This window comes from Streptomyces avidinii, assembly GCF_045161815.1.
Taxonomy (GTDB): domain Bacteria; phylum Actinomycetota; class Actinomycetes; order Streptomycetales; family Streptomycetaceae; genus Streptomyces; species Streptomyces avidinii.
Map to the genome: position 1 here is coordinate 2,677,788 of NZ_CP108863.1, position 22,749 is coordinate 2,700,536.

Sequence of the window (22,749 nt, forward strand, 5' to 3'; positions counted from 1 at the left end):
GCATCCGACGAGCCAGGACCGGCTAGGCCGGTCGACGGGCGGCACCCCTGAGACCCAGGGGTGCCGCCCGTCCTCACGTCCGCAGCCCTCGGCTACCGCGCGCGATGCCCCTGTACGGGCCCTGCGTCCGGCCCGGAGGCCCTGTGGGACCCCCACCGGACCTCCTGCACCTTCCCGGGCTGCGAGGCCGTCTCCGGGGCCAGCACGAAGTCGACCAGTGGGGCGATACGGGTGTAGACCCCGGGACTGTCGGCGCGGCCGCAGCCCCGCCCCCACGAAACCAGGCCGATGAGCCGCCCCTGCGCCACCAGCGGCCCGCCGCTGTCGCCCTGGCAGGCGTCCTTGCCTCCGTCGCTGTCCCCGGCGCACACCATGGACTCCGCGCGGTACTGCCCGTCCGCGTCCCCGGGGTAGGCGCGCACGCAGACCTCGTCCGCGAGTACGGTCACCGCGGCGGCCCGCAGTGCGTACGCGTAGTCACCGAAGCCGCTCGTGTCGCCCCAGCCGTACACGGCCGCCTCGGTTCCCGCCCCGTACGCCTCGTGCCCGGTCCCCGCCATGGGCAGCACGTGGTGCGCCGGGACGGACTCGGCCAGCTCCAGGACGGCGAGGTCCCCGGCATTGCTCACGGGGTCGTAGGCCGGGTTCACCCGCGCCCCGCGCACCGCGATCTCCCTGCCGTCGGCCGCCCTGAGCTCCGTACGTCCGGCGATCACCCGGAAGTCCGCCACGGATTCGACCGGGCCACCCAGCACCTGGGCGCCCAGGCAGTGCGCCGCGGTCAGCACCCTCGTCGGGGCCACGACGACACCTCCGCAGAACTGCCCGCCCCGCGTACCCCCGAACCGGTCACGGCTGGCGAGGGCGACGACCCAGGGGCTGTCGGCCACCTTCACCGGCTTCCCGCCGATCACCACACTGTCCGCGGCCGCCTGCGGCACCTGGGCGAACGGCGCCGCGGCCGCTCCCGCCGCCAGGGTCAGCGCTCCCGCCAGAGCACGGGCAAAGGGACGACGCATGAGGCCTCCTGACTCCGAGTGTGCATGACTCCACCCAGAGTGGGATGCCCGGTGGCCGAGCGCACCCGCGCGGCCACCGTCGCACCGTGGAAAGCCGGCCGGTCAGTCCAGGTAGTCGCGCAGCACCTGGGAGCGGGACGGGTGCCGGAGCTTCGACATCGTCTTCGACTCGATCTGGCGGATCCGCTCACGGGTGACCCCGTAGACCTTGCCGATCTCGTCGAGGGTCTTGGGCTGGCCGTCCGTGAGGCCGAAGCGCATCGAGACCACGCCCGCCTCGCGCTCGCTCAGGGTGTCGAGCACCGAGTGCAGCTGCTCCTGCAGCAGCGTGAAGCTCACCGCGTCGGCCGGGACGACCGCCTCGGAGTCCTCGATGAGGTCACCGAACTCGCTGTCGCCGTCCTCGCCGAGCGGCGTGTGCAGGGAGATCGGCTCGCGGCCGTACTTCTGGACCTCGATGACCTTCTCGGGGGTCATGTCGAGTTCCTTGGCCAGCTCCTCCGGGGTGGGCTCGCGGCCCAGGTCCTGGAGCATCTGGCGCTGCACACGGGCGAGCTTGTTGATGACCTCGACCATGTGCACCGGGATGCGGATGGTGCGTGCCTGGTCGGCCATGGCGCGCGTGATCGCCTGCCGGATCCACCACGTGGCATAGGTCGAGAACTTGTAGCCCTTGGTGTAGTCGAACTTCTCGACCGCGCGGATCAGACCCAGGTTGCCCTCCTGGATCAGGTCCAGGAAGAGCATGCCGCGGCCGGTGTAGCGCTTGGCGAGGGAGACCACGAGGCGGAGGTTGGCCTCCAGCAGGTGGTTCTTCGCGCGGCGGCCGTCCTCGGCGATGATCTCCAGCTCGCGCTTGAGCTTGGGCGCCAGCTTGTCCGAGTTCGCGAGCTTGTCCTCGGCGAAGAGACCCGCCTCGATGCGCTTGGCGAGCTCGACCTCCTGCTCGGCGTTGAGGAGGGGGACCTTGCCGATCTGCTTGAGGTAGTCCTTGACCGGGTCGGCGGTGGCGCCGGCGACCACGACCTGCTGGGCGGGGGCGTCGTCCTCGTCGTCGGAGATGACGAAGCCCTTGTTCTCCCCGCCCTCCTCCTCTTCCTCGGACTCGGCCTTGGCGGCGTCGGGACCCTCGTCCGAGGACTCGTCCTCGGCGCCCTCGTCCGCGTCCTTCTTGGCGGCGGTCTTCTTCGCCGCCGTCTTCTTCGCCGCCGTCTTCTTGGCGGGCGCGGCCTTCTTGGCCGCCGTCTTCTTCGCCGCCGTCTTCTTGGCGGCGGGCTCCGTTCCGGGCTCCCCCGCGATCGCGTCCACGGTCTCCGGGTCCGCCGCTGCGGCTGCCGGGGCCGCGGTGGCCGCGGGCTGCGCTGCCGTCGTCCTGGCCGCGGTCTTCTTGACGGTCTCGGTGGCCGTCCGCTTGGCCGGGCTCTTGGCTGCGACGCTCTTGCGGGTGGTGCGCTTGGGCGACTCCGCGGCACTGACCATCAGCGTCACACCCTCTTCCTCGAGGATCTGGTTGAGGCTGCGCAGAACATTCTTCCACTGGGTCGCAGGAATCTGGTCAGCCTCGAAGGCCCGACGCACGTCATCGCCGGCGATCTGCCCCTCGGCCTTGCCCCGCTCGATGAGCGCCATCACAGACTCGGAATCGGCGATCTCCGGCGGGAGCGTACGGGATGTGCTGGCCGACACGAACAACCTCTCGGAACGATGGGAACGGCTTCCGACCCCGGGCCTGGTGGTGCTGGACCGGAGCCGACGACCACCGACCGGGGATGGGCCGGCGGCGCGGGCAGGGGCCGGGGAGCTGCACAGCACCCCCAAGGGCTGCTGTCTTCCCTCCGTCGGCCATCACCTCTTAAGTCATCGCGTGACCTCGCAGAGCGTTACGCCCAATCTTCGTGGCCCGAGTCACACCCCGTGTGCACCCGTGCCGGTCATAGCGTCGCACCCGATGCCCCGCGGAGGCGGAACCGCCGCGAAAGAGGGCCTCACACAGGTGTCGCCGGACCCGACCGGGCCCGGCGACACGTCCTGCACCCCCGCGCCCCCGCGCGTCCGCCCGTCAGTGCTCGCGCGGGGCGGGGACCACGCGCTCGACCTCCGGATGAACCGTCAGGAGCTGCCGCATGGCGTTCTCGGCGCCGGTCGCGTCACCCGCGGCGAGTGCCTCGACCATCCGCGCGTGGTGCGCGACGCAGGTCTCGCTCGGGCGGTCGCAGGCGGTGATCGGGCTGCCGGAGACCTGGAGGGCGGCGGAAACGATGCTGGAGAGGTGCTCCAGCATGCGGTTCCCGGCGACCTGGATGAGGAGCGCGTGGAACTCGTGGTCGGCGCGCGCGAAGGTGATCGCGTCCCCCTGACCCAGGGCGTGGCCCATGATCTCGACCATGTCGGCGAGGCGCTGCTGGATGTCGGGGCGGCCGTGGCCGGCGGCGAGGCGGGCCGCGAGCGGCTCGATGGTCCAGCGGAGCTCACCGAGCTCGCGGCGCTGGTCGTCGCGCTGGGGGCCGAAGGCGCGCCATTCGATGATGTCGGGGTCGAGCAGGTTCCAGTCGGCGACGGGGCGGACCCGGGTGCCGACGTTGGGGCGGGCGCTGACGAGGCCCTTGGCCTCCAGGACCCGCAGCGATTCGCGGACGACCGTGCGGGAGACCTCGAACCGCTGGCCGATCTCCTCGGGGACCAGCGGGCGGTCCGCGCCGAGATCTCCGGAAACGATCATCTGGCCGAGCTGCTGGACGAGTTGGCCGTGCAGTCCGCGTCCGCGGCTGCCTGCCGCGCGGCGGCCCACGCGGCTCAACTCGACGTCGGCACCGTCCCAGTGGGGTACGCCGACGCGGTCGGACCCGGGGGTCTCCGCGTAGGGGTAGCGGTCGAGTTCGCCCGGGCCGGCGAGGCCGGAGTCGGCAGCATGGCGGGCGGCGGTCATCATGGTGTGCGCAAGGGTACTCACGAATCCTTTGTCGGCCGTGCCTCCATGACCCTTGAGGTCTTTGGTGAAAAGCACACGAAAGGGTGATCGGTACCACCTACGCAATTGACGACTTATCGTAAAGAATCGGGCCTTTTGCGGGGAGTTGCGGTCCGATTGACATGACACGGACCGCAACGGTCCGTCCGGGACTTCTCCCGAACCGGAACGATCACCAACGGACCCGGCTGCGCAGTCCGGTGAACCCATAGGCGCACAACAGGACCATCAGCGACAACACGAGTGCGGTCCCCACGGGTTGGGCCATCACCCGGAGGGCGCCCACCAGCAGGCGATCGACCTCCGGCGGCCACTGACCCCAGGTCAGGCCGCGCAACCGGGGCCCGAGCCCGGTCGAGGGGTACGCGGACGTACCCTCCAGCGCCTTGCGCACCAGCGGAACCACCATCACCGGTACGGCGAGCACCGCGGCCAGTCCGGCAGTGGCGGACCGGAAGACACCGGAGGCCAGCACGCCGGCCCAGGCGCAGCCGATGAGCAGCCCGGCCCAACTCGCGGCCGGGGAGAGCCACTCCACCGGGGTGCGCAGCGGGCCGCTGCCGAAGACCAGCGCGAGCGCGGCGGCATCGGCGACCACGGTCAGGGCGCCCAGCAGCAGAGCGAGGGTGGCGCAGACGCCCAGCTTGGCGGTGAGCAGCCCCATCCGGCGGGGCACCGTGCCGCGGTCGGCGGCGAGTGCGGGGTAGCGGTACTCCTCGCCGAAGGCCAGCGCGCCGAGCAGTCCCGCGCCCAGGGCGGCGGGCGGCAGCGGCAGCAGCTCGGGCCAGGCGGCGAGCAGCCGGTTCTGCGGGGTCTGCCCGAGCCGCGCCAGCACCAGGGCGGTGAGCACCGAGGCGGCGAGCACCGCAGCGGCAGTGAGGACGGGGGTGGCGGTCCCGAAGACCCGGAGCAGCTCGTAGCGCAGGGGCCGCAGCGGTCCGGCCACGCGGCGCACGGCCGAGGCCGGGCGCCCGGAACGGAGCTGCCGGGGGTGCTCGCAGGGGGTCTCGGCCGGGGCATCGCCGGTCTCCGGCGATGCCCCGGCCTCAGTGCGGGCGGCCGGGACCGGTGCCGTCGGGGCACCGGCGTCGCCCGTCTCGTCGGCGAGCTGGTGGACCAGCACGCCGTGCCGGAACGCCGCCTCGCCGACCTCGGCGCAGTTGCTGCCGTACACCGACAGGCGGCTGCCGCTCTCCGCGACGATCTCCACCGCGCGCCGGGCGGCCCGGGCCTCCCGGCCCAGCACGTCGGCCAGTCGGGCCGCGTGCGGGGTGCGCACGGCGACCCGTGGCCGCAGCCGGGTCCGGGCGAACTCGGCCGCGTCCTGGTCGGCGACGAGCCGGCCCGCCTCGATGCTGACGACACGGTCGGCGCTGCGGGCGGCCTCCTTGGCGTCGTCGGTGGTGAAGAGCACCGCTCCGCCGAGGGAGGCGTGGCCGCGCAGCAGCCCGTGCAGCCAGCCCCGTTCGCGGGGGGAGAGTCCGGCGCCGGGCTCGTCGAGCAGCAACGTGCACGGATCGGCGAGCAGTGCCGAGGCCAGTGCGACGCGGCGCTCCATGCCGAGGGAGAGGGAGCCGAGCCGCTGGTCCCGCAGTCCCCCGATGCCGACGACCTCCAGCATGGTGTCGGCCCGCGAGGCCGGCACCCCGGCTGCGGCGCAGAGCATCCGCAGCTGGTTGCGGACGGTCCGCGCGGGGTTGCCGGGGACGTCGCCGAGGAGCACTCCGACCTCACGGCCGGGATGCGGGATCCGGTGCAGCGCGCGGCCGCGGAAGTAGGTGACGCCGCGGCCCGGTTCGAGTTCGAGCATGAGCCGCAGGGCGGTGGTCTTGCCCGATCCCGGCTCGCCGAGCAGGGCGGTCACATGCCCAGGGCGGGCCTCGAAGGTGAGGTCGTCCACGAGGGGCGGGGCGTCGGGGCGGGTCTTGCTGGTGAGTCCGATGGCCTGGAGCATCGCTTCTCTCGCGGGGGGTGAGACCGCTCAGCGGCAGGGTGGGTACCGCAAGCAAGATAACGCGATATGTCCGATTTTTGGTGCAACCGGTCCGATGGACTGCCCATACTGCCGCCGCTGCCGCGTGCGGTGCGGCGTCAGACTTCCGGACGCAGCATCGGCGGGTTGAGCAGGGTGGCCCCGCCCGCGCGGAACAGCTGTGCCGGACGCCCGCCCTGACGCGTCGTCGTCCCTCCGGCCGGCACCAGGAACCCGGGGGTTCCGGTGACCTTGCGGTGGAAGTTGCGCGGGTCGAGGGAGACCCCCCACACCGCCTCGTAGACCCGGCGCAGCTCGCCGACGGTGAACTCCGGCGGGCAGAAAGCGGTGGCCAGCGAGGAGTACTCGATCTTCGAGCGAGCCCGCTCGACACCGTCGGCGAGGATCCTGGCGTGGTCGAAGGCGAGTCCTGCGGAGTCCTCGTCCGTGTCGGCCAGTACCTCGTCGACCGGGGCCCAGCGCGCGCTGTTGGCATCGCCCCCGGCCCGGGGCGCAGGCAGGTCCGGAGCCAGCACCAGGTGCGCCACGCTGACGACACGCATCCGCGGATCCCGCTTCGGATCACCGTAGGTGGCCAGCTGTTCGAGGTGCGCGCCGTTGCCCGCGCCGGGCAGAGCCGGGTCGTGTGCGCACAGGCCGGTCTCCTCGGAGAGCTCCCTGGCGGCGGCCCCCGCCAGGTCCTCGTCCCCGCGGACGAATCCTCCGGGCAGCGCCCAGCGCCCCTGGAACGGCTGCTCACCTCTCCGGACGACCAGCGCGCACAGCGCGTGGCGCCGCACGGTGAGCACGACCAGGTCGACGGTGACGGCAAAGGGCGGATAGGCCGACGGGTCGTAGGGCGACATGTGGCGATCATAGTCGTCTGCCTGACGATAAACAGCGCTTTGGTGACCTTGAAGACACCGCCCCGGAGGCTGGAGCTCCCGGGCCGGACCCCCGGTGCGGCCCGCGGGGGGCGGGCTCAGCCGCCCAGTTGGAGCGCATCGGCCGCCTCCTCCACCATGCCGAGGCCGAGCCGGCTGATCCGGACGGCGAACGGCTCCCCCGCCACGCGCAGGCCCGAGAGCCTGAGGGCGCCCAGGGGTGCACCGGGCAGAGGGACGAGGGCAACCGTGCCCGCCGGGGCGTCCGGGCGGATTCCGGCGAGAGCCGTCAGCGCGTGAACCCCGGCCGCCGCGGCCACGGCGGCCGGGCGGCACGCCGCCGGATGCGGCACCGGGGCACTGCCCGCGGTGCGCTGCTCGGCGGCGAACATCTCCGGCAGCCGGTACCCGAAGCTCTCCGCCGCGTCCAGCAGACCCCTGAGCAGGCCCGCGGCCTCCTTCTCGAAGCCCGCCCCGGCCAGGCCCGCCACGGCCACCGCGCTCTCGTACGCCCGCACGGCGCCCGAGCGGTGGCCGAACGGATTGTGCCCCGGCTCCTTGACGGCCATGCTCCGCAGTCCCCATCCGGAGTCCATGGCGGGGGCGCCGAGCAGCCGGGCCAGCTGCTCGGCGCGCGTCCGGTCCAGGAGCCCCGGGGCGAGTCGGCCGCCGCCGATCAGTCCGGTGTCGAGCAGGTGGGCGGCGGCCCCCGTGAGCCGGGGCAGCGGCCGTCCGTCGGGGTGGAGGGCCGAAGCCGGTCGGCCGCCGTCCGGACCGTCGATCCAGAACCCGGCCCGGAACCGCTCCCGCAGCGCGGCCGCCCGCTCCCGCCACTCGTCCGCGCCGGGCCGTCCGCAGGCGGCGAGCAGGTCGGCGCCGAGCACGGCGGCCCGGTGGGCGTGGGCCTGGGTCTCGCAGCGCCGCGGACCCGGAGCGGGGTCGGCCAGGAGGCCGTCCTCCCCGAGCGCGCCGCGCAGCCAGTCGAGGCACCGCTCGGCGGCCGGCAACAGCCGGGCCACTTCCTCCTCCGGCATGCCCCAGAGCCGGGCCTCGGCCAGCACCGTGGGAAAGGCGAGCGTCGCCTCCGTGCCGGTGCACCCCGGTGGAAGCTGCGCGCCCGCTCCGCGCAGCGGGCCCGGAATCTTCCCGAGGTCGGGCCCGCGTTCCTCCGTCTGGGTCCGGGCGAGGATGCGCAGGGTGGCCGCCGCGAGACCGGTGCCGAGCGGCAGTGCCATCCGGGCGGCCCAGAGCGATTCCGCCGGGGCCAGGCCCAGCCGCCACGGCGCCCCCGCCGCGGCGAAGGCGTCGCCCGGCACCTCGGGGTCCCGCAGGAGCAGGGCGCCCAGATCCTCGACGCTGGTGCGGAACCACGCCTCGGCCCTCGGCTCGTCGCCCTCGGCCCGGGCGTCGGCCAGCGGGTTCGCCACCTGTCCGGCGGGGGCCCGCTCCACCCGGTGCTGCGTGGTCCGCAGCTCGATGGTGCGGGATTCGCCCGGGGCCAGTTCGAGCTGCCAGCGCAGCAGACCCGCCGAGGCCAGCGCGTCGTCCGGCGGCGGCTCGGCGGCGGTCACCGCCTGGGCCTCGCCGGTGCTCCAGCGCAGCCCGGCCGCGTGCACCCCTGCGGGCAGCTCCGGCCCGGCCCGGCCGGCGGCCACCGCGGCGAGTTCCGCCAGGTCGGTACCGAGCAGCACTTCCACGGGCAGGCGTACCGGCCGGGCCGTGAAACTGCGCAGGGTGATCCGCTCGGTGCCGTCCGCGTGCCGGACCCGTTCCACCCCGATGTCGGGGTCGGGACCGGGCTCGGCCCCGGTGCGTACGGTCGCGGTGAAGGCCGCCCGGTCCGCGCCGAGGCTGCGCCCCTGCACGGCGACCGGGTCCCGGCCGCCGACCCGCAGCACGCAGCGGGAGAGCAGCCGGCGCCCGGATCGGTAGATCCCCTCGATCCCCCGCCCGGTCAGCTGGCCGTGTTCCGGGGAGATGACCAGGCAGGGCGCGGCGACGCAGATGACGGCTCCGTGCACGGGCGGCAGTTCGGACCGGCGGGCGGCGGGCACGCCGGCCGGGCGGGTAGGTGCGGGGTGAGACATGTGTCGCCTTGTCTGCGCTCCGGTCGGTTCAGCTGGGCGGCGGCGTGGCCGGGCCCCCACCACCCCCCAGCTGAACGCCCCCGACCCCGCCCGGGTCACGGCTCGGGGCGCCGACCGGGCGTGCCGGGGGTGGGGCCTGCGCCGCCGGGGCAGGCCCGGGGCGCACCGGATCAGCCACCCCGGGCCGCTGCACGAGACCCGGCCGGCGTTCACTGCTCGCTCCCCGCGGTCCGGCGTGACCCGCGGCGCGGGGCCGTCCGGCCCCGTCGGCCGGGAGGGCGGGTACCGGCCGAGGAGTGCCCTCGCCGCGGCTCCCGGCGGCGCCGCTCCTCCCGCAGGCACTGCCGCAGCCCCTCGGGGTCGATTCCCTCGTTGCAGGCGTGGTGGAGCAGCTGGGCGAAGCGGTACTCGGCGTCCGCCCGCAGGGCCAGGCCGAAGGCGATCCGGGCGGTCGGCTCGTCCCCCGTGGACCAGCAGACCCAGCCGGCGAGGGTGAGCGGGGCCGCGGCGTGCTCCGCGTACGCCCCGACGCAGCGCCGGGCCAGGGCGCGCCACAGGCGCAGGGCCGGGGCCGCCTCCTCGTCCTCCATCCACTCGGCCGCGATGTCCCGGATCTCGCGGTCCTGGAGGCCGAGGATCAGCGAGGCGGCCTCGTCGTGGCCGAGCAGCGCGTCGTCCCAGTCGTCGGCGTGGGCCCCGCCCTCGACGGGCGGGGCCAGGATCATCCGCCGCATCAGGGTCCGCGCCAGGGCGATGGTCTCGACACCGACCTCCTCTCGGGTGGCCCCGTCGAGGATCCTCGGCATCAGGGCGGCGGCGGCCCTGTCGAGGGCCCGTTCCGCCTCGTCGGCCACGGCTCCGCGCAGCGGTGCCAGCCTGCCCTCGATCTCCTTGAGGGAGCCCCGGACCTGGAGCCCGGCGAAGGTGGCCGTCGCGGCCAGCACCGAGGTGCCGACGGCGGCGAGCCGGGTGCCCTCGGTCGGGCAGCACCGCTCGTCGGGACAGACGTAGGACCAGAACAGCCCGGCGGACAGGCACAGGGCCTCCAGTACGGGCACGTCCAGTGCGCCGCAGGCCAGCCGGATCCGCTGGGCGAGCGGCCGCAGGCGGTTCATCACCCGGCGGCCGGTCTCCTCCCCGGTCGGCTCCTGGCAGAGGTAGACGACGATGCCGTCGGGCTTGCCGGCGCGCCGTTCGCTGCCCCGGATCAGGCAGTCGGCGACCTGTCGGGCGGTGTCCTCCCATTCCGCGGGCGTGCTCGGGATGCCGACGCGGAGCCGGCCGCCGAAGCGTCCGCCCTCGCCGTGCACGGCGACCATCACGAGGGAGTCGGTCGGGTGGAAGCCGAGCATGTAGGGCAGCGCGTCGGCCAGTTCGGCCGGGCTGCGCAGCGTGATCTGGGGTCCGGTGGCGGCACCGGCCGGGCTGATGGAGGGCCGGTCGGACGGGATGCGTGATTCGTGGTTGTTCGTCATGCCACGAAGGTCCCGCGCATGATCCGATCCCGAAAGCCCTGTGGATAACTCTCGGCGGCACTGTCCACAGGCCCGGAGCGGCATTGGCGCGATGTCGGAGGCATCAGGTTGCATGGGGGCATGAACGCAGACCTGAGGTCCTCGGCCGACTCCGTACTAGCCCGTCTCGTGGGCGACCCCACGGGCGCCGCCAGGCTGCGCGAGGACCAGTGGCGGGCGATCGAGGCCCTGGTGGCGCACAAGCGGCGGGCGCTGGTGGTGCAGCGCACCGGCTGGGGCAAGTCCGCGGTGTACTTCGTCGCCACCTCGCTGCTGCGGGCCAGTGGCGCCGGCCCCACCGTGATCGTCTCCCCGCTGCTCGCCCTGATGCGCAATCAGGTCGAGGCCGCGGCCCGGGCCGGGATCCGTGCCCGCACCATCAACTCCGCCAATCCCGAGGAATGGGAGGGCATCCAGGCCGAGGTCGCGGCCGGTGAGGTCGACGTCCTGCTGGTGAGCCCGGAGCGGCTCAACAACCCCGACTTCCGGGACCAGGTCCTGCCCAAGCTGTCCGCCGCCACCGGCCTGCTCGTGGTGGACGAGGCGCACTGCATCTCCGACTGGGGGCACGACTTCCGGCCCGACTACCGCCGGCTGCGCACCATGCTGGCCGACCTGCCGCCGGGCGTCCCGGTGCTCGCCACCACCGCCACCGCCAACGCCCGAGTGACCGCCGACGTCGCCGAACAGCTCGGCACCGGGGCCGGCACCGACGCCCTGGTCCTGCGCGGCCCGCTGGACCGGGAGAGCCTGAGCCTGGCGGTGCTGACCCTGCCCGACGCGGCGCACCGGCTGGCCTGGCTCGCCGACCACCTCGGCGACCTCCCCGGCTCCGGAATCATCTATACGCTGACCGTGGCGGCCGCCGAGGAGGTCACCGCGTACCTGCGCCACCGCGGCCACACCGTGTCCTCCTACACCGGCAAGACGGAGAACGCCGACCGCCAGCAGGCCGAGGACGACCTCCAGGCGAACCGGGTCAAGGCGCTCGTGGCCACCTCCGCCCTGGGGATGGGCTTCGACAAGCCCGACCTCGGCTTCGTGGTGCACCTCGGCTCGCCCTCCTCCCCCATCGCCTACTACCAGCAGGTCGGCCGCGCCGGCCGCGGCGTGGAGCACGCGGAGGTCCTGCTGCTTCCCGGCCGGGAGGACGAGGCGATCTGGCAGTACTTCGCCTCGGTGGCCTTCCCGCCCGAGGAGCAGGTGCGCCGCACGCTCGACGTCCTGGCCCAGGCCGGCCGGCCGCTGTCGCTGCCCGCCCTGGAGCCGCTCGTCGATCTGCGCCGGACCCGGCTGGAGACCATGCTCAAGGTGCTCGACGTCGACGGCGCCGTGCACCGCGTCAAGGGCGGCTGGACCTCCACGGGCGAACCCTGGGCGTACGACTCCGAGCGCTACGCGTGGGTCGCCCGCCAGCGGGCCACGGAACAGCAGGCGATGCGGGACTACGCCGCAGCCACCGGATGCCGGATGGAGTTCCTGCGCCGCCAGCTCGACGACGAGGAGGCCGCGCCCTGCGGCCGCTGCGACAACTGCGCCGGGGCGCGGTTCACCGCGGAGGTCTCCACCACCGCGCTGGACACCGCCCGCGGCGAACTCGGCCGTCCCGGCGTGGAGCTGGAGCCGCGCAAGATGTGGCCGACCGGGCTCGCATCGGTCGGCGTCGACCTCAAGGGACGCATCACCGCCGGTGAACAGGCATCGACGGGCCGGGCTCTCGGCCGACTGTCCGACATCGGCTGGGGCAACCGGCTGCGTCCGATGCTCGCCCCGCAGGCTCCGGACCAGCCGATTCCGGACGACGTCGCGCAGGCTGTGGTCGCGGTACTGGCGGACTGGGCCCGGGGCCCCGGTGGCTGGGCCTCGGGGGCGCCGGACGCCCCGGCCCGGCCGGTGGGTGTGGTCGCGCTGCCCTCGCGCAGCCACCCCCAGCTGATCGGTTCGCTGGCCGCGCGGATCGCGGAGGTCGGACGGATGCCGCTGCTCGGCACGGTCGCGTACACGGATCAGGCACCGGAGTTCGGGTCGGTCTCCTCGAACAGCGCGCAGCGGGTGCGGGGGCTCCACCAGTCCCTCACCGTGCCCCCGGCACTGGCCGAGGCGCTGGCGCAGGCCGCGGGCCCGGTGCTCCTCGTGGACGACCGGGCCGAGAGCGGGTGGACCCTCGCGGTGGCGGCCCGGCTGCTGCGGCGCGCAGGCGCGAAAGAGGTGTTCCCGCTGGTGCTGGCGCTTCAGGGATAGCCGAATGCGTCATCTTCGGCGTGGCGGGGCAAGGATATGAACGGCATACCGGCGAATTCCGGTCGGCGGCGTCAATTGCTCGTTGCCGCACGCTCGGAAGCCACGCGAGAATTGGGGTGCTCCCGCTCGGCTCCTCGGCACCCTCCTGGGCCGCGCTGCGGCGCGCCCTGACTCCACCGTGCCCGTCCGCGGGCGTGTACCCGAAGGGAGGACCGTGACCTTCGGATTCGCGCCGCCCCCGACCACGTCCCTGGCACCAGCCACCGGCGGCACCAGCCGGCACGGAAGACTGCTGGAACCGGCGGAATGGACAGCGGCGGGCATCCCGCTGCTGCGCAATCCGCGCGAGGTCGTCAGCGGACTGCACTCCCGGCACGGCCCGGTGCCCTCGACCGCGGTGATCGCCGTCCTCGGCCCGGAGGAGCAGCTCGTCGCGAGCGCCTCCTTCGTGCAGCGGTCCGCCTCGGCCGACGGCTGGGAGTACCGCAACGCCCTGCTGTCCCGGCTGCGCCGGGTCCTCCCGCACGACCTGCGCCGTCGGACCCCGGTGCGGACGGCCGTACTGCTCTACTGCCGCGAGGGCGACGAGCGGTGGACCGAGGAGGACGGGGCGTGGATGTGGGGGCTGCGGGACGCGTGCACCCTGCACGGCCTGCGCTGCGGTGCGTACATCACGCTGACCCGCGGGGGCTGGCAGGTGCTGGGCGAGGGCCGCGGCGGCCGACGGCCGAGCTCGGAGTCACGGCCGCAGCACCTCGGCGACACCGTGGCCGAGTTCTCCCCGCTGGCACTGCACAGCGGGGGCGGCTCCGTCGAGGTCCTGCGGCGGACCGCCGCGCGCTGATCCACGTAGGCCGACCCGGGTGGGCCGAGCCTGGTGGTGGTCCGCTCTCGTAGCCACTCACATAGCCGCCCTCGTGGCCGCCGCCCCTCGTACAGCCGGCCCGCGGGAACGCCTCACGGCCGTACACCCAGGAACAGGCGTACGGCGGATCAGGCTCCGGGCTCCGTCGCGGGGCCCGGCGCGGGCTACAGCGGGGCCGGCCCAGGGCCCGCCCCGCCCCTCGCCCGTGCCGGGGTACAGGGCGTCAGACGCCCGCACCCAGCACGGAGTTGATCTGCTGCGCATCGCCGCACACGATCAGCAGCGCACCCGCCCGGGTGAGCGCGACCGGGAGGGCTCCCGCGACGGCGTCGACCGATCCGCCATTGGCCGCGAAGACCACGACGGGACGGCCCGCAGCGCGCTGGACCTGCGCCGCGTCCGCGTAGAAAACGTCGTCCCCGGCGTCGTGCAGGGCCCAGTACGCGGCCTCGCCGAAGGACAGCTCGTGCGCGGCCCACGGGTGCGGGTCGCCACTGGTGAGCACCAGGATGTCGCCGGGCGCGCGCCCGGTGTCGAGCAGCAGGTCGACGGCCTCTTCGGCCGCGTCCAGCGCACCCTCGGCGGAGGCCGGGATCAGCTGGATCTGCGGCACCGCCGCGGAGACGGACGGTGCGGTGGGGGCAGCGGCAGGGGCTGCGGGAACGGGTCCGGGGGTGGCCTGCGGCGCACGCTGCGCGGGCGGTGCGGGCCGGGCGGGACCGGGGCGGCCGGGCCGCGGTACGGCGGCGGGACGCGGACCAGGTACGGGGCGGGGGGTCTGCGCGGTGCGGCTCGCGGCCGGCGTGACGCGGGGACCCTGGGCACTCTCGTGAATCTGAGGCTCCTCGATGGCGGGGGTGAGAGGCATGAGTTGATGTCTATCAAACACCGGTACGAAACGTACCGGCCGGTGGCACATGCGTGCGATCAGAAATCGAAGCCGAGTTGGCCTCCGTTTTCCAGCTCCATCGACTCCTCGCTGCGGCGCACCTTCTTGAGGTGGCGCCACCGGGGCAGCGCGTCGAGGTACGACCACGAGAGCCGGTGATAGGGGGTGGGGCCCAGCTCCTCCAGCGCGGCCCGGTGCACGGGCGAGGGGTATCCGGCGTTGGCGCCGAAGGCGAAGTCCTCGATCCCACCGCCCTGTTCCCCGAGTGCGGCCATCATGCGGTCGCGGCGGACCTTGGCGATGACCGAGGCCGCGGCGACGGCGATACAGGACTGGTCGCCCTTGATCACCGTACGAACCCGCCAGGGCGGGCCGAGATAGTCGTGCTTGCCGTCGAGTATCACCGCGTCGGGGCGCACCGGCAGGGCGACCAGCGCCCGCTCCGCCGCCAGCCGAAGGGCGGCCGTCATCCCCAGTTCGTCGATCTCCTCGGGCGAGGAGTGCCCGAGTGCGTACGCGGTGACCCAGCCCTCCAGGATATCGAGCAGGGCGTCGCGCCGCTTGGGGGTGAGCAGTTTGGAGTCGGTGAGCCCGGCGGGCGGCCGGCGCAGGCCGGTGATCGCCGCACACACGGTGACGGGTCCGGCCCAGGCCCCTCGTCCGACTTCGTCGACCCCGGCGATGACCTTGGCGCCGGTGGTTGCACGGAGGGAGCGTTCGACGGTGTGAGTGGGTGCTTCGTACGGCATGGCGCCAGCAAGGTTACGCCGCCCCGAGCCGACTGCACACCCCCGCCCGGGTCGGACCGGCCCGCGAACGGACGTGAACCGCTCTCCGCGCCCCCCGCGCCACCCCCTCCGCGTCTCACGCCCTGAGCAGCGGCACCATCACCTCGTCGATCAATGCCGCGATGTCCGCATCCTCCCATTCGCTTCCGCACACCTTGGCGCGGTACATCAGCATGGCCGGAATGACATCCACGACAAACGGACCAGTCGCGTCCGCCCGCACGTCACCCCGGTCGATTCCGCGCCCGACAAGCTCCCTGATCAGGCGCTGGGCCGGCTCGTGCAGACCGGACCAGATGACTCCATGGAACCGGTCCGCCTGCATGTGATCGCATTCGTGAAGCACTGATCGCAGGGCCTGCCCGGCGCGCGAGTGCATGACGTCCCGCGTGCGCACGCACAGCAGGTAGAGGTCCTCACGAATCGATCCACAGTCGGGAATGTCACCGATCCGCGGCAGACCGGTCCGCAGCGCATCGGCCACCAGATCCGCCTTCGACGGCCAGCGGCGGTACAGCGCGGCCTTGCCCGTCTGCGCGCCTGCCGCGACACCCTCCATGGTGAGCGCGTTCCAGCCGATCGTGCTCAGCTGCTCCAACGCGGCGTCGAGAATCGCCCGTTCGAGCTCCGGACCCCGCCTGCGCCCCGGCGACGCCGCTGACCAGCGTGAACCCACCATCTCCCCACCTCCGACCGGCCTACGCGTTCGACGCACGTATTTTCCGCCTTAGTGAACGCTTGCGTTCACTAAGGCGCGGCTCCTACCGTGGTCCCGCAGTGAACGGATGCGTTCACTATTTCACTTTGGGGGGGGATCCTCAGTGACAAGCTCTCAACTCGCCACACCCCGGATACCGGGCGCGGCACGCCGGGAGGGGCGCCCGGGAGTGGCGCTCGCCGTCATCGCCGCATGCCAGCTCATGGTCGTCCTCGACGCGACGATCGTGAACATCGCGCTCCCGCATATCCAGAGCGCGCTCGACTTCACCACCACCGACCTGTCATGGGTACTCAGCGCCTACACCCTCACCTTCGGCGGCCTGCTGCTCCTCGGTGGCCGGGCGGGCGACATCCTGGGCCGCCGCCGGGTGTTCCTGACCGGCATCCTGCTCTTCACCCTGGCTTCCCTCCTCGGCGGCTTCGCCCAGGAGCCCTGGCACCTGCTCGCGGCCCGCGCCCTGCAGGGGGTCGGCGGCGCGATCGCCTCGCCGACCTCCCTCGCCCTGATCACCACGACCTTCCCCGAAGGCCCCGAACGGAACCGGGCGTTCGGAGTGTTCGCCGCCGTCTCCGCGGGCGGCGGCGCGATCGGCCTGCTGGCCGGCGGCATGCTGACCGAGTGGCTCGACTGGCGCTGGGTCCTCTTCGTCAACGTGCCGATCGGTGTGCTGATCGCAGTCCTCACCCCGCTCTTCATCAGCGAGTCCGAGCGCCACCCCGGCCGCTTCGACATCGCCGGAGCCCTCACCTCCACCGGCGGCATGGCCTCGCTCGTCTACGGGTTCATCAGCGCCTCGGAGGAAGGATGGCGCGACGCGCTCACCCTCGGCTCGTTCGCGGCCGCCGCGGTCCTGCTCGCGCTGTTCGTCGTCATCGAGTCGCGGGCCCGCGAGCCGATCATCCCGCTGCGCATGTTCGCCGACCGCAACCGCACCGGTACGTACGTGATCATGCTCGGCCTCGCCGCGGCGATGTTCGGCATGTTCTTCTTCATCGTCCAGTTCGTGCAGAACGTGCTCGGCTTCTCCCCGATCCAGTCCGGACTCGGCTTCCTCCCCGTGACGGTCGCCATCGTGACCGCAGCCGGCCTCTCGCAGCGGTTCCTGCCGCGCTTCGGCCCCAAGCCCTTCATGGTCCTCGGGTCCGCGCTCACCGGAACCGGGCTGGCCTGGCTGACCTTCATCCGGACCGACAGCTCCTACGTCTCCGGGGTGCTCGGGCCGATGCTCCTGTTCGGCTTCGGCATGGGCCTCAACTTCGTGACGCTCACGCTCACGGCCGTCTCCGGTGTGGCACCGAAGGAGGCGGGCGCCGCCTCCGGTCTGCTCAACGCCAGCCAGCAGGTCGGCGGCTCGCTCGGCCTGTCCATCCTGGTCACCGTCTTCGGCACGGCCGGCCGCGACGAGGCCACGAAGCAGGTCCCGGCCTTCATGGCCCAGGCCGACCCCGGTCAGATCGCCGCCTTCAAGGAGACCGGTCTCCTGCCCGACCCCTGGGGTGACCTGGTTCTCACCCACGGCATCTCCACCGCGTTCTACGCGGCCGTCGCCATGGCGGGCCTCGCCCTGGCCACCTCCCTGCTGGTGATCCGGGTGCGCAAGAGCGACCTGGACGCCCTGGCCGGGGCCGCCGCGAAGGCCGGTCCGGCCGCCTGATACCGGCTCGTCGTACGGGGCCGGGCGCGGGGAACACCCCGCGCCCGGCCCCGTACCCGGACCCGTACGCGCTTTCCTCGGGAGCCGCTAGTACTCGACGCGGCTGCCGAAGGCGCCCATCCGCGAGCAGACCTCGTACGACACGGTCACCGGCCGCTCGCGCAGGATCTGCCGGGCCCGGTACTCGCCCAGGCTCATCGCGTACCAGGGCACGTCGCCCGCCCGGGCCATCTCGTCGTTGATCCCGCGCAGGGCGCAGGAGCGCTGGGGCTCGGGCAGCCGGTCCAGGGCCGGGACGGCGTCCGCCGACAGGGACTGGAAGTAGGCCAGGTCGATCTTCGCGTCCGCCTCGAAGCGGGTCACGTTCCGCTCGGCGACCATCCCGTCCGGGGACAGCAGGCCGAAGGCGAGGACGGCTGCGCCGACACTGCCCGCGACCGCGCGGGCCAGCCAGCGTCCGCCGAACAGCCCGGCCGCCATGATCAGTACGATCACCAGCCCGAGCCACAGCTCCATCGCGGCCACCGACACGCGCAGCCTGGTCAGCCCGTACGCGTCCACGTAGAGGTCCATCCGGCGCAGCGCGGCGGCGACGACGACCAGGGTCAGCGCGCACAGCAGCCCGAGGACGACGCGGACGAGGCGGCGGTCGCCCGGTCCGGAGCGCGGGGCCCAGCGTAGGGCGAGCGCGATCACGGCGAGGGTGAGCAGGGTGGCCCAGAGCAGCTGCCAGAAGCCCTGGCGGGCGTACTCGGCGTAGGTGAGGCCGGTGCTCTCCAGGACCTTGTCGTAGCCACCGAACAGGACGGCCAGCTGGACGGCGTTGAAGCCGGCGAACAGCACGTTCATGACGATGAGCGGAAGGGCCCATTCGACGCGGGAACGGGGCTTGCCCGGGGCCACCTTGATCCGGTCCCAGCGCTGCGGGGCCGCCGCGGTGCGGGCCGCCGCGAGCGCGAGGACCGCACCGAGGGCGAAGAGCACGACCCGGACGGGCCCGTCCTCGAACGACGCATCGGGCATCAGGTCGCCCAGGAGGTCGGCGAAGGCCGCATCGGCGGAGGCGAACAGCGCGCCGAAGAGCACCAACAGAACGACGGCCACCCCGGTCGCCTTGGCGACGGGCAGCCAGCGGTCCTTGCTGACCCCGCTGCGTGAGCGCAGCCCGGTGAGCAGCCAGCCGACCCCGGACACCGCGGAGTTGACGAAGCCGAGCGGGCTGAGCAGGACCCCGGGCCAGGTGCGGCTGCCGTGGAGGGCCAGTGCGCCCAGCAGGACGGCGGACAGGATCGCCAGCGTGGCCGGCCAGGCGGAGTCGCGCAGGGCGGGTATGACGAGGAGGGCGAGGCAGCCGATCACCCAGGCCAGGCTCCAGGGCCGGGCGCTGCGGCGGGCCGTGCGGGCGGCGACGTACGCGGCGACGACGGCGGGCACCACCGCGACCAGCAGGCCGGGGCCCATTCCGTCGGCGAGCAGCAGCGCGGTGGCCAGGCCGGAGGCGAGGACGGCGACGAGGGTCGCGGTCCGGATGGGGGCGGCCGCCGCGGGGCGCACCAGCGTGCTCCAGGAGGGCGACGCGGAGCGCTGCTGCACCTGCCAGGGGTTCGCTGGCGCTGCGCCGGCGGGTATCCCCGGCGGCGGACCGGCCGCCGCGGCGGGTCCGCCGACGACCGCGGCCGGCTGCGCGGGCGGACCCCCTGCCGTGGCCCCTGGACCGGCCGCGGACCTGGCTTCGCCGGCTCCGCCGGTGTTCTCTGACATCGGGTTCCCTCCCCTGTCGGCCGCCCCGCGGTTCAGGGTGGGGCGGCGATGCGGACAGAGTAGGCCGGGACCCAGTGCTTTTGAACAGGATCAAAAGAGTGCTGTGGCAGGACCGTGACAATCGGAACGCGGCATCTCACCTCGCGTCACCTCGCGTCACCTCTCGGCGGGCACCACCAACTCCTCGGGGGACACCGCATCCACGGGCATCAGCCCGCCGCGATCTCCGGCAGCCAGGCCGGCAGGGCCTCCGTACGCGCCAGCCACGCGGCCGGCAGCACGTCGTCCCCGCGAGCGCCCAGCACCCCGCCGACGATCGCGCAGGTCGTGTCGACGTCCCCGCCCACCTGCGCGGTGGTCCAGAACGCCCCCTCGTAGTCGTCCAGCGCCCGGGCCGCCGACCACAGGGCGAACGGCACGGTGTCGTGCGCGCTCGTACGCCGTCCGCAGCCCAGAACCGCCGCGACCGTGGTGGCGTCGCCGTAGTCCAGCATGTCCCGCGCGCGCCGCAGCCCGGCGCCCACGGCGCTGCGCGGCACCAGCGCGATCACCCCGTCCAGCAGGTCCGCGGCCTTCGGCGGGCCGTCCGTACTCGCCGCGAGCGCGGCCGCCGCGGCGACGGCCATCGCCCCGCACACGGCCTCGCGGTGCTGGTGCGTGGTGTAGGCGGAGATCTCCGCCTGGTGCGTGGCCTGCTCCGGGTCGTCCGCGTACCAGGCACCCAGCGGCGCGATGCGCATGGCGGCGCCATTGCCCCACGAGCCCTGCCCGTTGAAGAGCTCGGCGGCCAGCGTGCGCCAGTCCTGCCCCTCCCGCACCAGACGCAGCATCCGGTTCACCGCGGGCCCGTAACCGCGGTCGAAGTCGTGGTGGTGGGCGAAGGAAAGCGCGAGCGCGTCCTGGTCGATACGACCGTGGTCGGCGAGCACGGCCACCACCGAGCAGGCCATCTCGGTGTCGTCGGTCCACTGCCACGTGCCGGCGCCGACGGGCAGTTCGCGCCGCTTGAGCAGCGGGTAGTTCACGGGGACGAAGTACTGGGAGCCCAGGGCGTCACCCAGCGCCAACCCTCGCAGGCTGGCCATGGCGCGCGCGTAGCGCCGTTCGGGAGTGGAATCAGGCGTCATCGCGGGCAACTCTAACCGTCCAGGTCATAAGGCTCGGGTGTGGTCCACCGCTCAAACGGGCGGTCCATCCGGTACCTGCCGTCCGGGCCGAGCAGGAGGACACGGTATTCGGCGTTGCCCGGATTGGACAGGGCCTCGAATTCGGCCACGGACCAGTGGAACCAGCGCATGCAGAAGAGCCGCATCGTCAGCCCGTGCGTCACGAGCAGCACGTTCTCGGGATGGTCGGGGGCCTCGAAACTGCGGTAGAGGCTTTCCAGGAACGACCCGACCCTGTCGTACACGTCCGCCCCCGACTCGCCCTGGGCGAAGCGGTAGAAGAAGTGCCCGTACGCGTCCCGGTACGCCTTCTGCAGCCGTACGTCGTCCCGGTCCTGCCAGTTCCCCCAGTCCTGCTCGCGCAGCCGCGGCTCCTCGCGCATCCGCACCCGTGTGGGATCCAGCCGCAGCTCCCGGAAGGTCTGCAGGGTCCGGCGGTAGGGGGAGACGTACGCGCTGATCGTCTCGTCGCCGAAGAGCTCGCGCAGCCGGGCGCCGGCCGCAGAGGCCTGCTCGCGCCCGTTTCGGGTCAGCCGCAGGGCGTGGTCGGGCTCCCTCTCGTACACCGTGTCGTCGGCGTTCCCCTCCGATTCCCCGTGTCGGACAAGGACGATGCGCCGTGGTCGAACCATTCCACGACCCTATTCGGCCGTCGGGCGGAGCGCCGACCGGGCTCGCCGGTCGGCCCGGCGGTCATCGTACGGTCATACCGTCCAGGAGGGTTCGAGGTCGACGACATCACCGGTGAGGGCCTCGACATCGGCCTGGATCTGGGCGCGAAGGGAGAGCCGCTCGACCCGCTCCTGCCGGTACTTGCCGTGCTCGGCGGCGGCGTGCCACATCGACAGCACCAGGAACTCGCGGCCCGGGGCCTCCCCGAAGAGGCCGCGAACCATCCCGGGCGAGCCCGCCATGGCGGGATTCCACACCTTCTCCTGCATGAGGGCGAAGTGGTCGACCCGGCCCTCCCGGACCCGCGTGTGCGCGACCCGTACGACGTCGGCATCGGTGAAGCGCGGCTCGAAGCCGGTCTTCACGTCGAAGCGGTGGTCGAAGAGGGTGACCCGCAGATCGGTGTACGTGCCGTTCTGCGAGGCGGCCAGCCGGTCGTGCGAGCGGGCCATGAAGGAGTCGTAGAAGGACCGGCTCTCCCAGAACGCGAAGACATGCGCGACCCCCTGCCGGCCCCGGCTCCAGCCGCCGCCCTGCCCCCGGAATCCCGGCTCGCCGGGCAGCCCCGCCCATTTTCGCTGCCCGCGCTCGAACCCGCGTCGGTCCGTCACCGTGCAGCGAATCCACTTGACCAGCACTGCGCCATCGTACGGGCCGGGCGGGGCCCCGGTCAGTCCCCGGCGCGGTGGATCCGCACCAGTTCCGCCGCGTCCCGATCGGGCAGCCGAAGCCCGAACTCCCGGTCGAGCACCGCGAGCAGTTCGTCCGCGCCGACGGTCTCCCGCTCGGCCCGCCCGTCGGGATGCAGCCGGGTCAGTTCCCGCCCGACGAGCGCCCGGCGGACGCCGTCGCCCGGGTACTGGACGATGAGCCGCCCGACGAAGGAGGAGGCGGGATGGCTGGAGCTGTAGTGGTTGAGCACGACGTAGTCGACGGGGTGGTACTGCTGCGGGGAGAAGGCGTACAGGTCCCGCCAGGTGTCTCCGCGCAGCAGGCACAGGACGAGGACGCCGCCCTCCTCCTCGCGGACGCGGTACGCCCACTCCCCCTGCCGCACCTCGGCCCCCGGCCGTCCCAGCGGGAGCGGCTCGCGAGGCCCCTGGTGACCGAATCCGGCGTCGCACAGCCACGGTTCGCCCTCGACGGTCACGACGAGGACGGCGTGCGTCACGGCCGTCACGGAGTCCCCGCGGGTGCGGTTGCGGGCACCGCGTCCGGAAACCTCGAAGCCGATCCGCTCCAGGGCAGCGGCCAGCAGCGAATTCTGCTCGTAGCAGTAGCCGCCGCGACGGTCGTGCACGAGCTTGGCCTCTATGGACTTGAGGTCCAGCGCGACGGGGCGGCCGAGCAGGACATCCAGGCTCTCGAAGGCGATGGCGGCGGTGTGGGCCCGGTGCACTGCGTACAACGTCTCGAGATCCGGCCGGAGTTCCCGGGTCTCCCCCACATCCGCCGCATCGCCCGAACCCCCCGAACCCCCGGGAAATCCGATCCGTGCCAGATAGGCGTCCAGGTCCAGCTCGTCACCGCTCCACATGGCTGACCATC

General features: G+C 73.3%; 18 protein-coding genes. 3 read left to right on the top strand and 15 right to left on the bottom strand.

Annotated features, from left to right (window positions below):
• Positions 1-92 precede the first annotated feature (92 nt).
• From OG373_RS11520 to OG373_RS11550, 7 genes are all read right to left on the bottom strand, one after another.
• Positions 93-1,019 carry a serine protease gene (locus OG373_RS11520; protein WP_405437961.1) on the bottom strand — a complete coding sequence of 309 codons (927 nt, stop codon included), beginning with the start codon at positions 1,017-1,019 and terminating at the stop codon, positions 93-95.
• Between the two features lie 102 nt (positions 1,020-1,121).
• A complete protein-coding gene (locus tag OG373_RS11525; protein ID WP_405437963.1) occupies positions 1,122-2,705 on the bottom strand; it encodes an RNA polymerase sigma factor in 1,584 nt (527 codons plus the stop codon).
• A 373-nt stretch (positions 2,706-3,078) separates the two neighbouring features.
• Positions 3,079-3,969, bottom strand: coding sequence for a FadR/GntR family transcriptional regulator (locus OG373_RS11530; protein WP_405437964.1), 891 nt, complete (start codon positions 3,967-3,969; stop codon positions 3,079-3,081).
• Positions 3,970-4,159: 190 nt separating this feature from the next.
• Complete coding sequence (locus tag OG373_RS11535) at positions 4,160-5,941, bottom strand: ATP-binding cassette domain-containing protein (RefSeq protein WP_405437966.1); 1,782 nt, start codon at positions 5,939-5,941, stop codon at positions 4,160-4,162.
• 137 nt (positions 5,942-6,078) lie between these two features.
• Complete coding sequence (locus OG373_RS11540) at positions 6,079-6,825, bottom strand: NUDIX domain-containing protein (RefSeq protein ID WP_398673788.1); 747 nt, start codon at positions 6,823-6,825, stop codon at positions 6,079-6,081.
• A 116-nt stretch (positions 6,826-6,941) separates the two neighbouring features.
• Positions 6,942-8,930 (bottom strand): glycogen debranching N-terminal domain-containing protein, encoded by a 1,989-nt coding sequence (locus tag OG373_RS11545; RefSeq protein ID WP_405437968.1) that lies wholly within the window; start codon positions 8,928-8,930, stop codon positions 6,942-6,944.
• A 209-nt stretch (positions 8,931-9,139) separates the two neighbouring features.
• A complete protein-coding gene (locus tag OG373_RS11550) occupies positions 9,140-10,405 on the bottom strand; it encodes a DUF4192 domain-containing protein (RefSeq protein WP_405437970.1) in 1,266 nt (421 codons plus the stop codon).
• A 120-nt stretch (positions 10,406-10,525) separates the two neighbouring features.
• Here OG373_RS11550 and OG373_RS11555 point away from each other — a divergent pair, with 120 nt between their 5' ends.
• A complete protein-coding gene (locus OG373_RS11555; protein WP_405437972.1) occupies positions 10,526-12,685 on the top strand; it encodes a RecQ family ATP-dependent DNA helicase in 2,160 nt (719 codons plus the stop codon).
• Between the two features lie 214 nt (positions 12,686-12,899).
• Positions 12,900-13,529 carry a hypothetical protein gene (locus OG373_RS11560; RefSeq protein WP_405437974.1) on the top strand — a complete coding sequence of 210 codons (630 nt, stop codon included), beginning with the start codon at positions 12,900-12,902 and terminating at the stop codon, positions 13,527-13,529.
• A gap of 244 nt (positions 13,530-13,773) precedes the next feature.
• Here the strand turns inward: OG373_RS11560 and OG373_RS11565 are convergent, their stop codons facing one another.
• From OG373_RS11565 to OG373_RS11575, 3 genes are all read right to left on the bottom strand, one after another.
• Positions 13,774-14,418 carry a hypothetical protein gene (locus OG373_RS11565; RefSeq protein WP_405437976.1) on the bottom strand — a complete coding sequence of 215 codons (645 nt, stop codon included), beginning with the start codon at positions 14,416-14,418 and terminating at the stop codon, positions 13,774-13,776.
• A 59-nt stretch (positions 14,419-14,477) separates the two neighbouring features.
• Positions 14,478-15,188: a ribonuclease HII gene (locus OG373_RS11570; RefSeq protein WP_405437977.1), complete on the bottom strand. Its 711-nt coding sequence runs from the start codon at positions 15,186-15,188 to the stop codon at positions 14,478-14,480.
• Between the two features lie 115 nt (positions 15,189-15,303).
• Positions 15,304-15,906 carry a TetR/AcrR family transcriptional regulator gene (locus OG373_RS11575; RefSeq protein ID WP_405437979.1) on the bottom strand — a complete coding sequence of 201 codons (603 nt, stop codon included), beginning with the start codon at positions 15,904-15,906 and terminating at the stop codon, positions 15,304-15,306.
• A gap of 142 nt (positions 15,907-16,048) precedes the next feature.
• On the opposite strand from OG373_RS11575, the gene OG373_RS11580 reads away from it, so the two are divergent.
• A complete protein-coding gene (locus OG373_RS11580; RefSeq protein ID WP_405437981.1) occupies positions 16,049-17,602 on the top strand; it encodes an MFS transporter in 1,554 nt (517 codons plus the stop codon).
• An 87-nt stretch (positions 17,603-17,689) separates the two neighbouring features.
• On the opposite strand, the gene OG373_RS11585 is transcribed toward OG373_RS11580, so the two are convergent.
• From OG373_RS11585 to OG373_RS11605, 5 genes are all read right to left on the bottom strand, one after another.
• Complete coding sequence (locus OG373_RS11585) at positions 17,690-19,363, bottom strand: DUF4153 domain-containing protein (protein WP_405437983.1); 1,674 nt, start codon at positions 19,361-19,363, stop codon at positions 17,690-17,692.
• A gap of 209 nt (positions 19,364-19,572) precedes the next feature.
• A complete protein-coding gene (locus tag OG373_RS11590) occupies positions 19,573-20,490 on the bottom strand; it encodes an ADP-ribosylglycohydrolase family protein (RefSeq protein ID WP_397732295.1) in 918 nt (305 codons plus the stop codon).
• 11 nt (positions 20,491-20,501) lie between these two features.
• The gene (locus tag OG373_RS11595) at positions 20,502-21,161 is read right to left on the bottom strand and encodes a histidine phosphatase family protein (protein WP_397732296.1); all 660 of its coding nucleotides are present in this window, start codon (positions 21,159-21,161) and stop codon (positions 20,502-20,504) included.
• 72 nt (positions 21,162-21,233) lie between these two features.
• Complete coding sequence (locus OG373_RS11600) at positions 21,234-21,839, bottom strand: YdbC family protein (protein ID WP_030008846.1); 606 nt, start codon at positions 21,837-21,839, stop codon at positions 21,234-21,236.
• A 32-nt stretch (positions 21,840-21,871) separates the two neighbouring features.
• A complete protein-coding gene (locus tag OG373_RS11605; RefSeq protein WP_405437985.1) occupies positions 21,872-22,738 on the bottom strand; it encodes an arylamine N-acetyltransferase in 867 nt (288 codons plus the stop codon).
• Positions 22,739-22,749 lie beyond the last annotated feature (11 nt).

What these genes read in the sequence shown, in the direction of transcription:
- OG373_RS11520 (WP_405437961.1), bottom strand. Translation starts at nt 1,019, where the DNA reads ATGCGTCGTCCCTTTGCCCGTGCTCTGGCGGGAGCGCTGACCCTGGCG.
- OG373_RS11535 (WP_405437966.1), bottom strand. Translation starts at nt 5,941, where the DNA reads ATGCTCCAGGCCATCGGACTCACCAGCAAGACCCGCCCCGACGCCCCG.
- OG373_RS11540 (WP_398673788.1), bottom strand. Translation starts at nt 6,825, where the DNA reads ATGTCGCCCTACGACCCGTCGGCCTATCCGCCCTTTGCCGTCACCGTC.
- OG373_RS11545 (WP_405437968.1), bottom strand. Translation starts at nt 8,930, where the DNA reads ATGTCTCACCCCGCACCTACCCGCCCGGCCGGCGTGCCCGCCGCCCGC.
- OG373_RS11550 (WP_405437970.1), bottom strand. Translation starts at nt 10,405, where the DNA reads ATGACGAACAACCACGAATCACGCATCCCGTCCGACCGGCCCTCCATC.
- OG373_RS11555 (WP_405437972.1), top strand. Translation starts at nt 10,526, where the DNA reads ATGAACGCAGACCTGAGGTCCTCGGCCGACTCCGTACTAGCCCGTCTC.
- OG373_RS11565 (WP_405437976.1), bottom strand. Translation starts at nt 14,418, where the DNA reads ATGCCTCTCACCCCCGCCATCGAGGAGCCTCAGATTCACGAGAGTGCC.
- OG373_RS11570 (WP_405437977.1), bottom strand. Translation starts at nt 15,188, where the DNA reads ATGCCGTACGAAGCACCCACTCACACCGTCGAACGCTCCCTCCGTGCA.
- OG373_RS11575 (WP_405437979.1), bottom strand. Translation starts at nt 15,906, where the DNA reads ATGGTGGGTTCACGCTGGTCAGCGGCGTCGCCGGGGCGCAGGCGGGGT.
- OG373_RS11585 (WP_405437983.1), bottom strand. Translation starts at nt 19,363, where the DNA reads ATGTCAGAGAACACCGGCGGAGCCGGCGAAGCCAGGTCCGCGGCCGGT.
- OG373_RS11590 (WP_397732295.1), bottom strand. Translation starts at nt 20,490, where the DNA reads ATGACGCCTGATTCCACTCCCGAACGGCGCTACGCGCGCGCCATGGCC.
- OG373_RS11595 (WP_397732296.1), bottom strand. Translation starts at nt 21,161, where the DNA reads ATGGTTCGACCACGGCGCATCGTCCTTGTCCGACACGGGGAATCGGAG.
- OG373_RS11605 (WP_405437985.1), bottom strand. Translation starts at nt 22,738, where the DNA reads ATGTGGAGCGGTGACGAGCTGGACCTGGACGCCTATCTGGCACGGATC.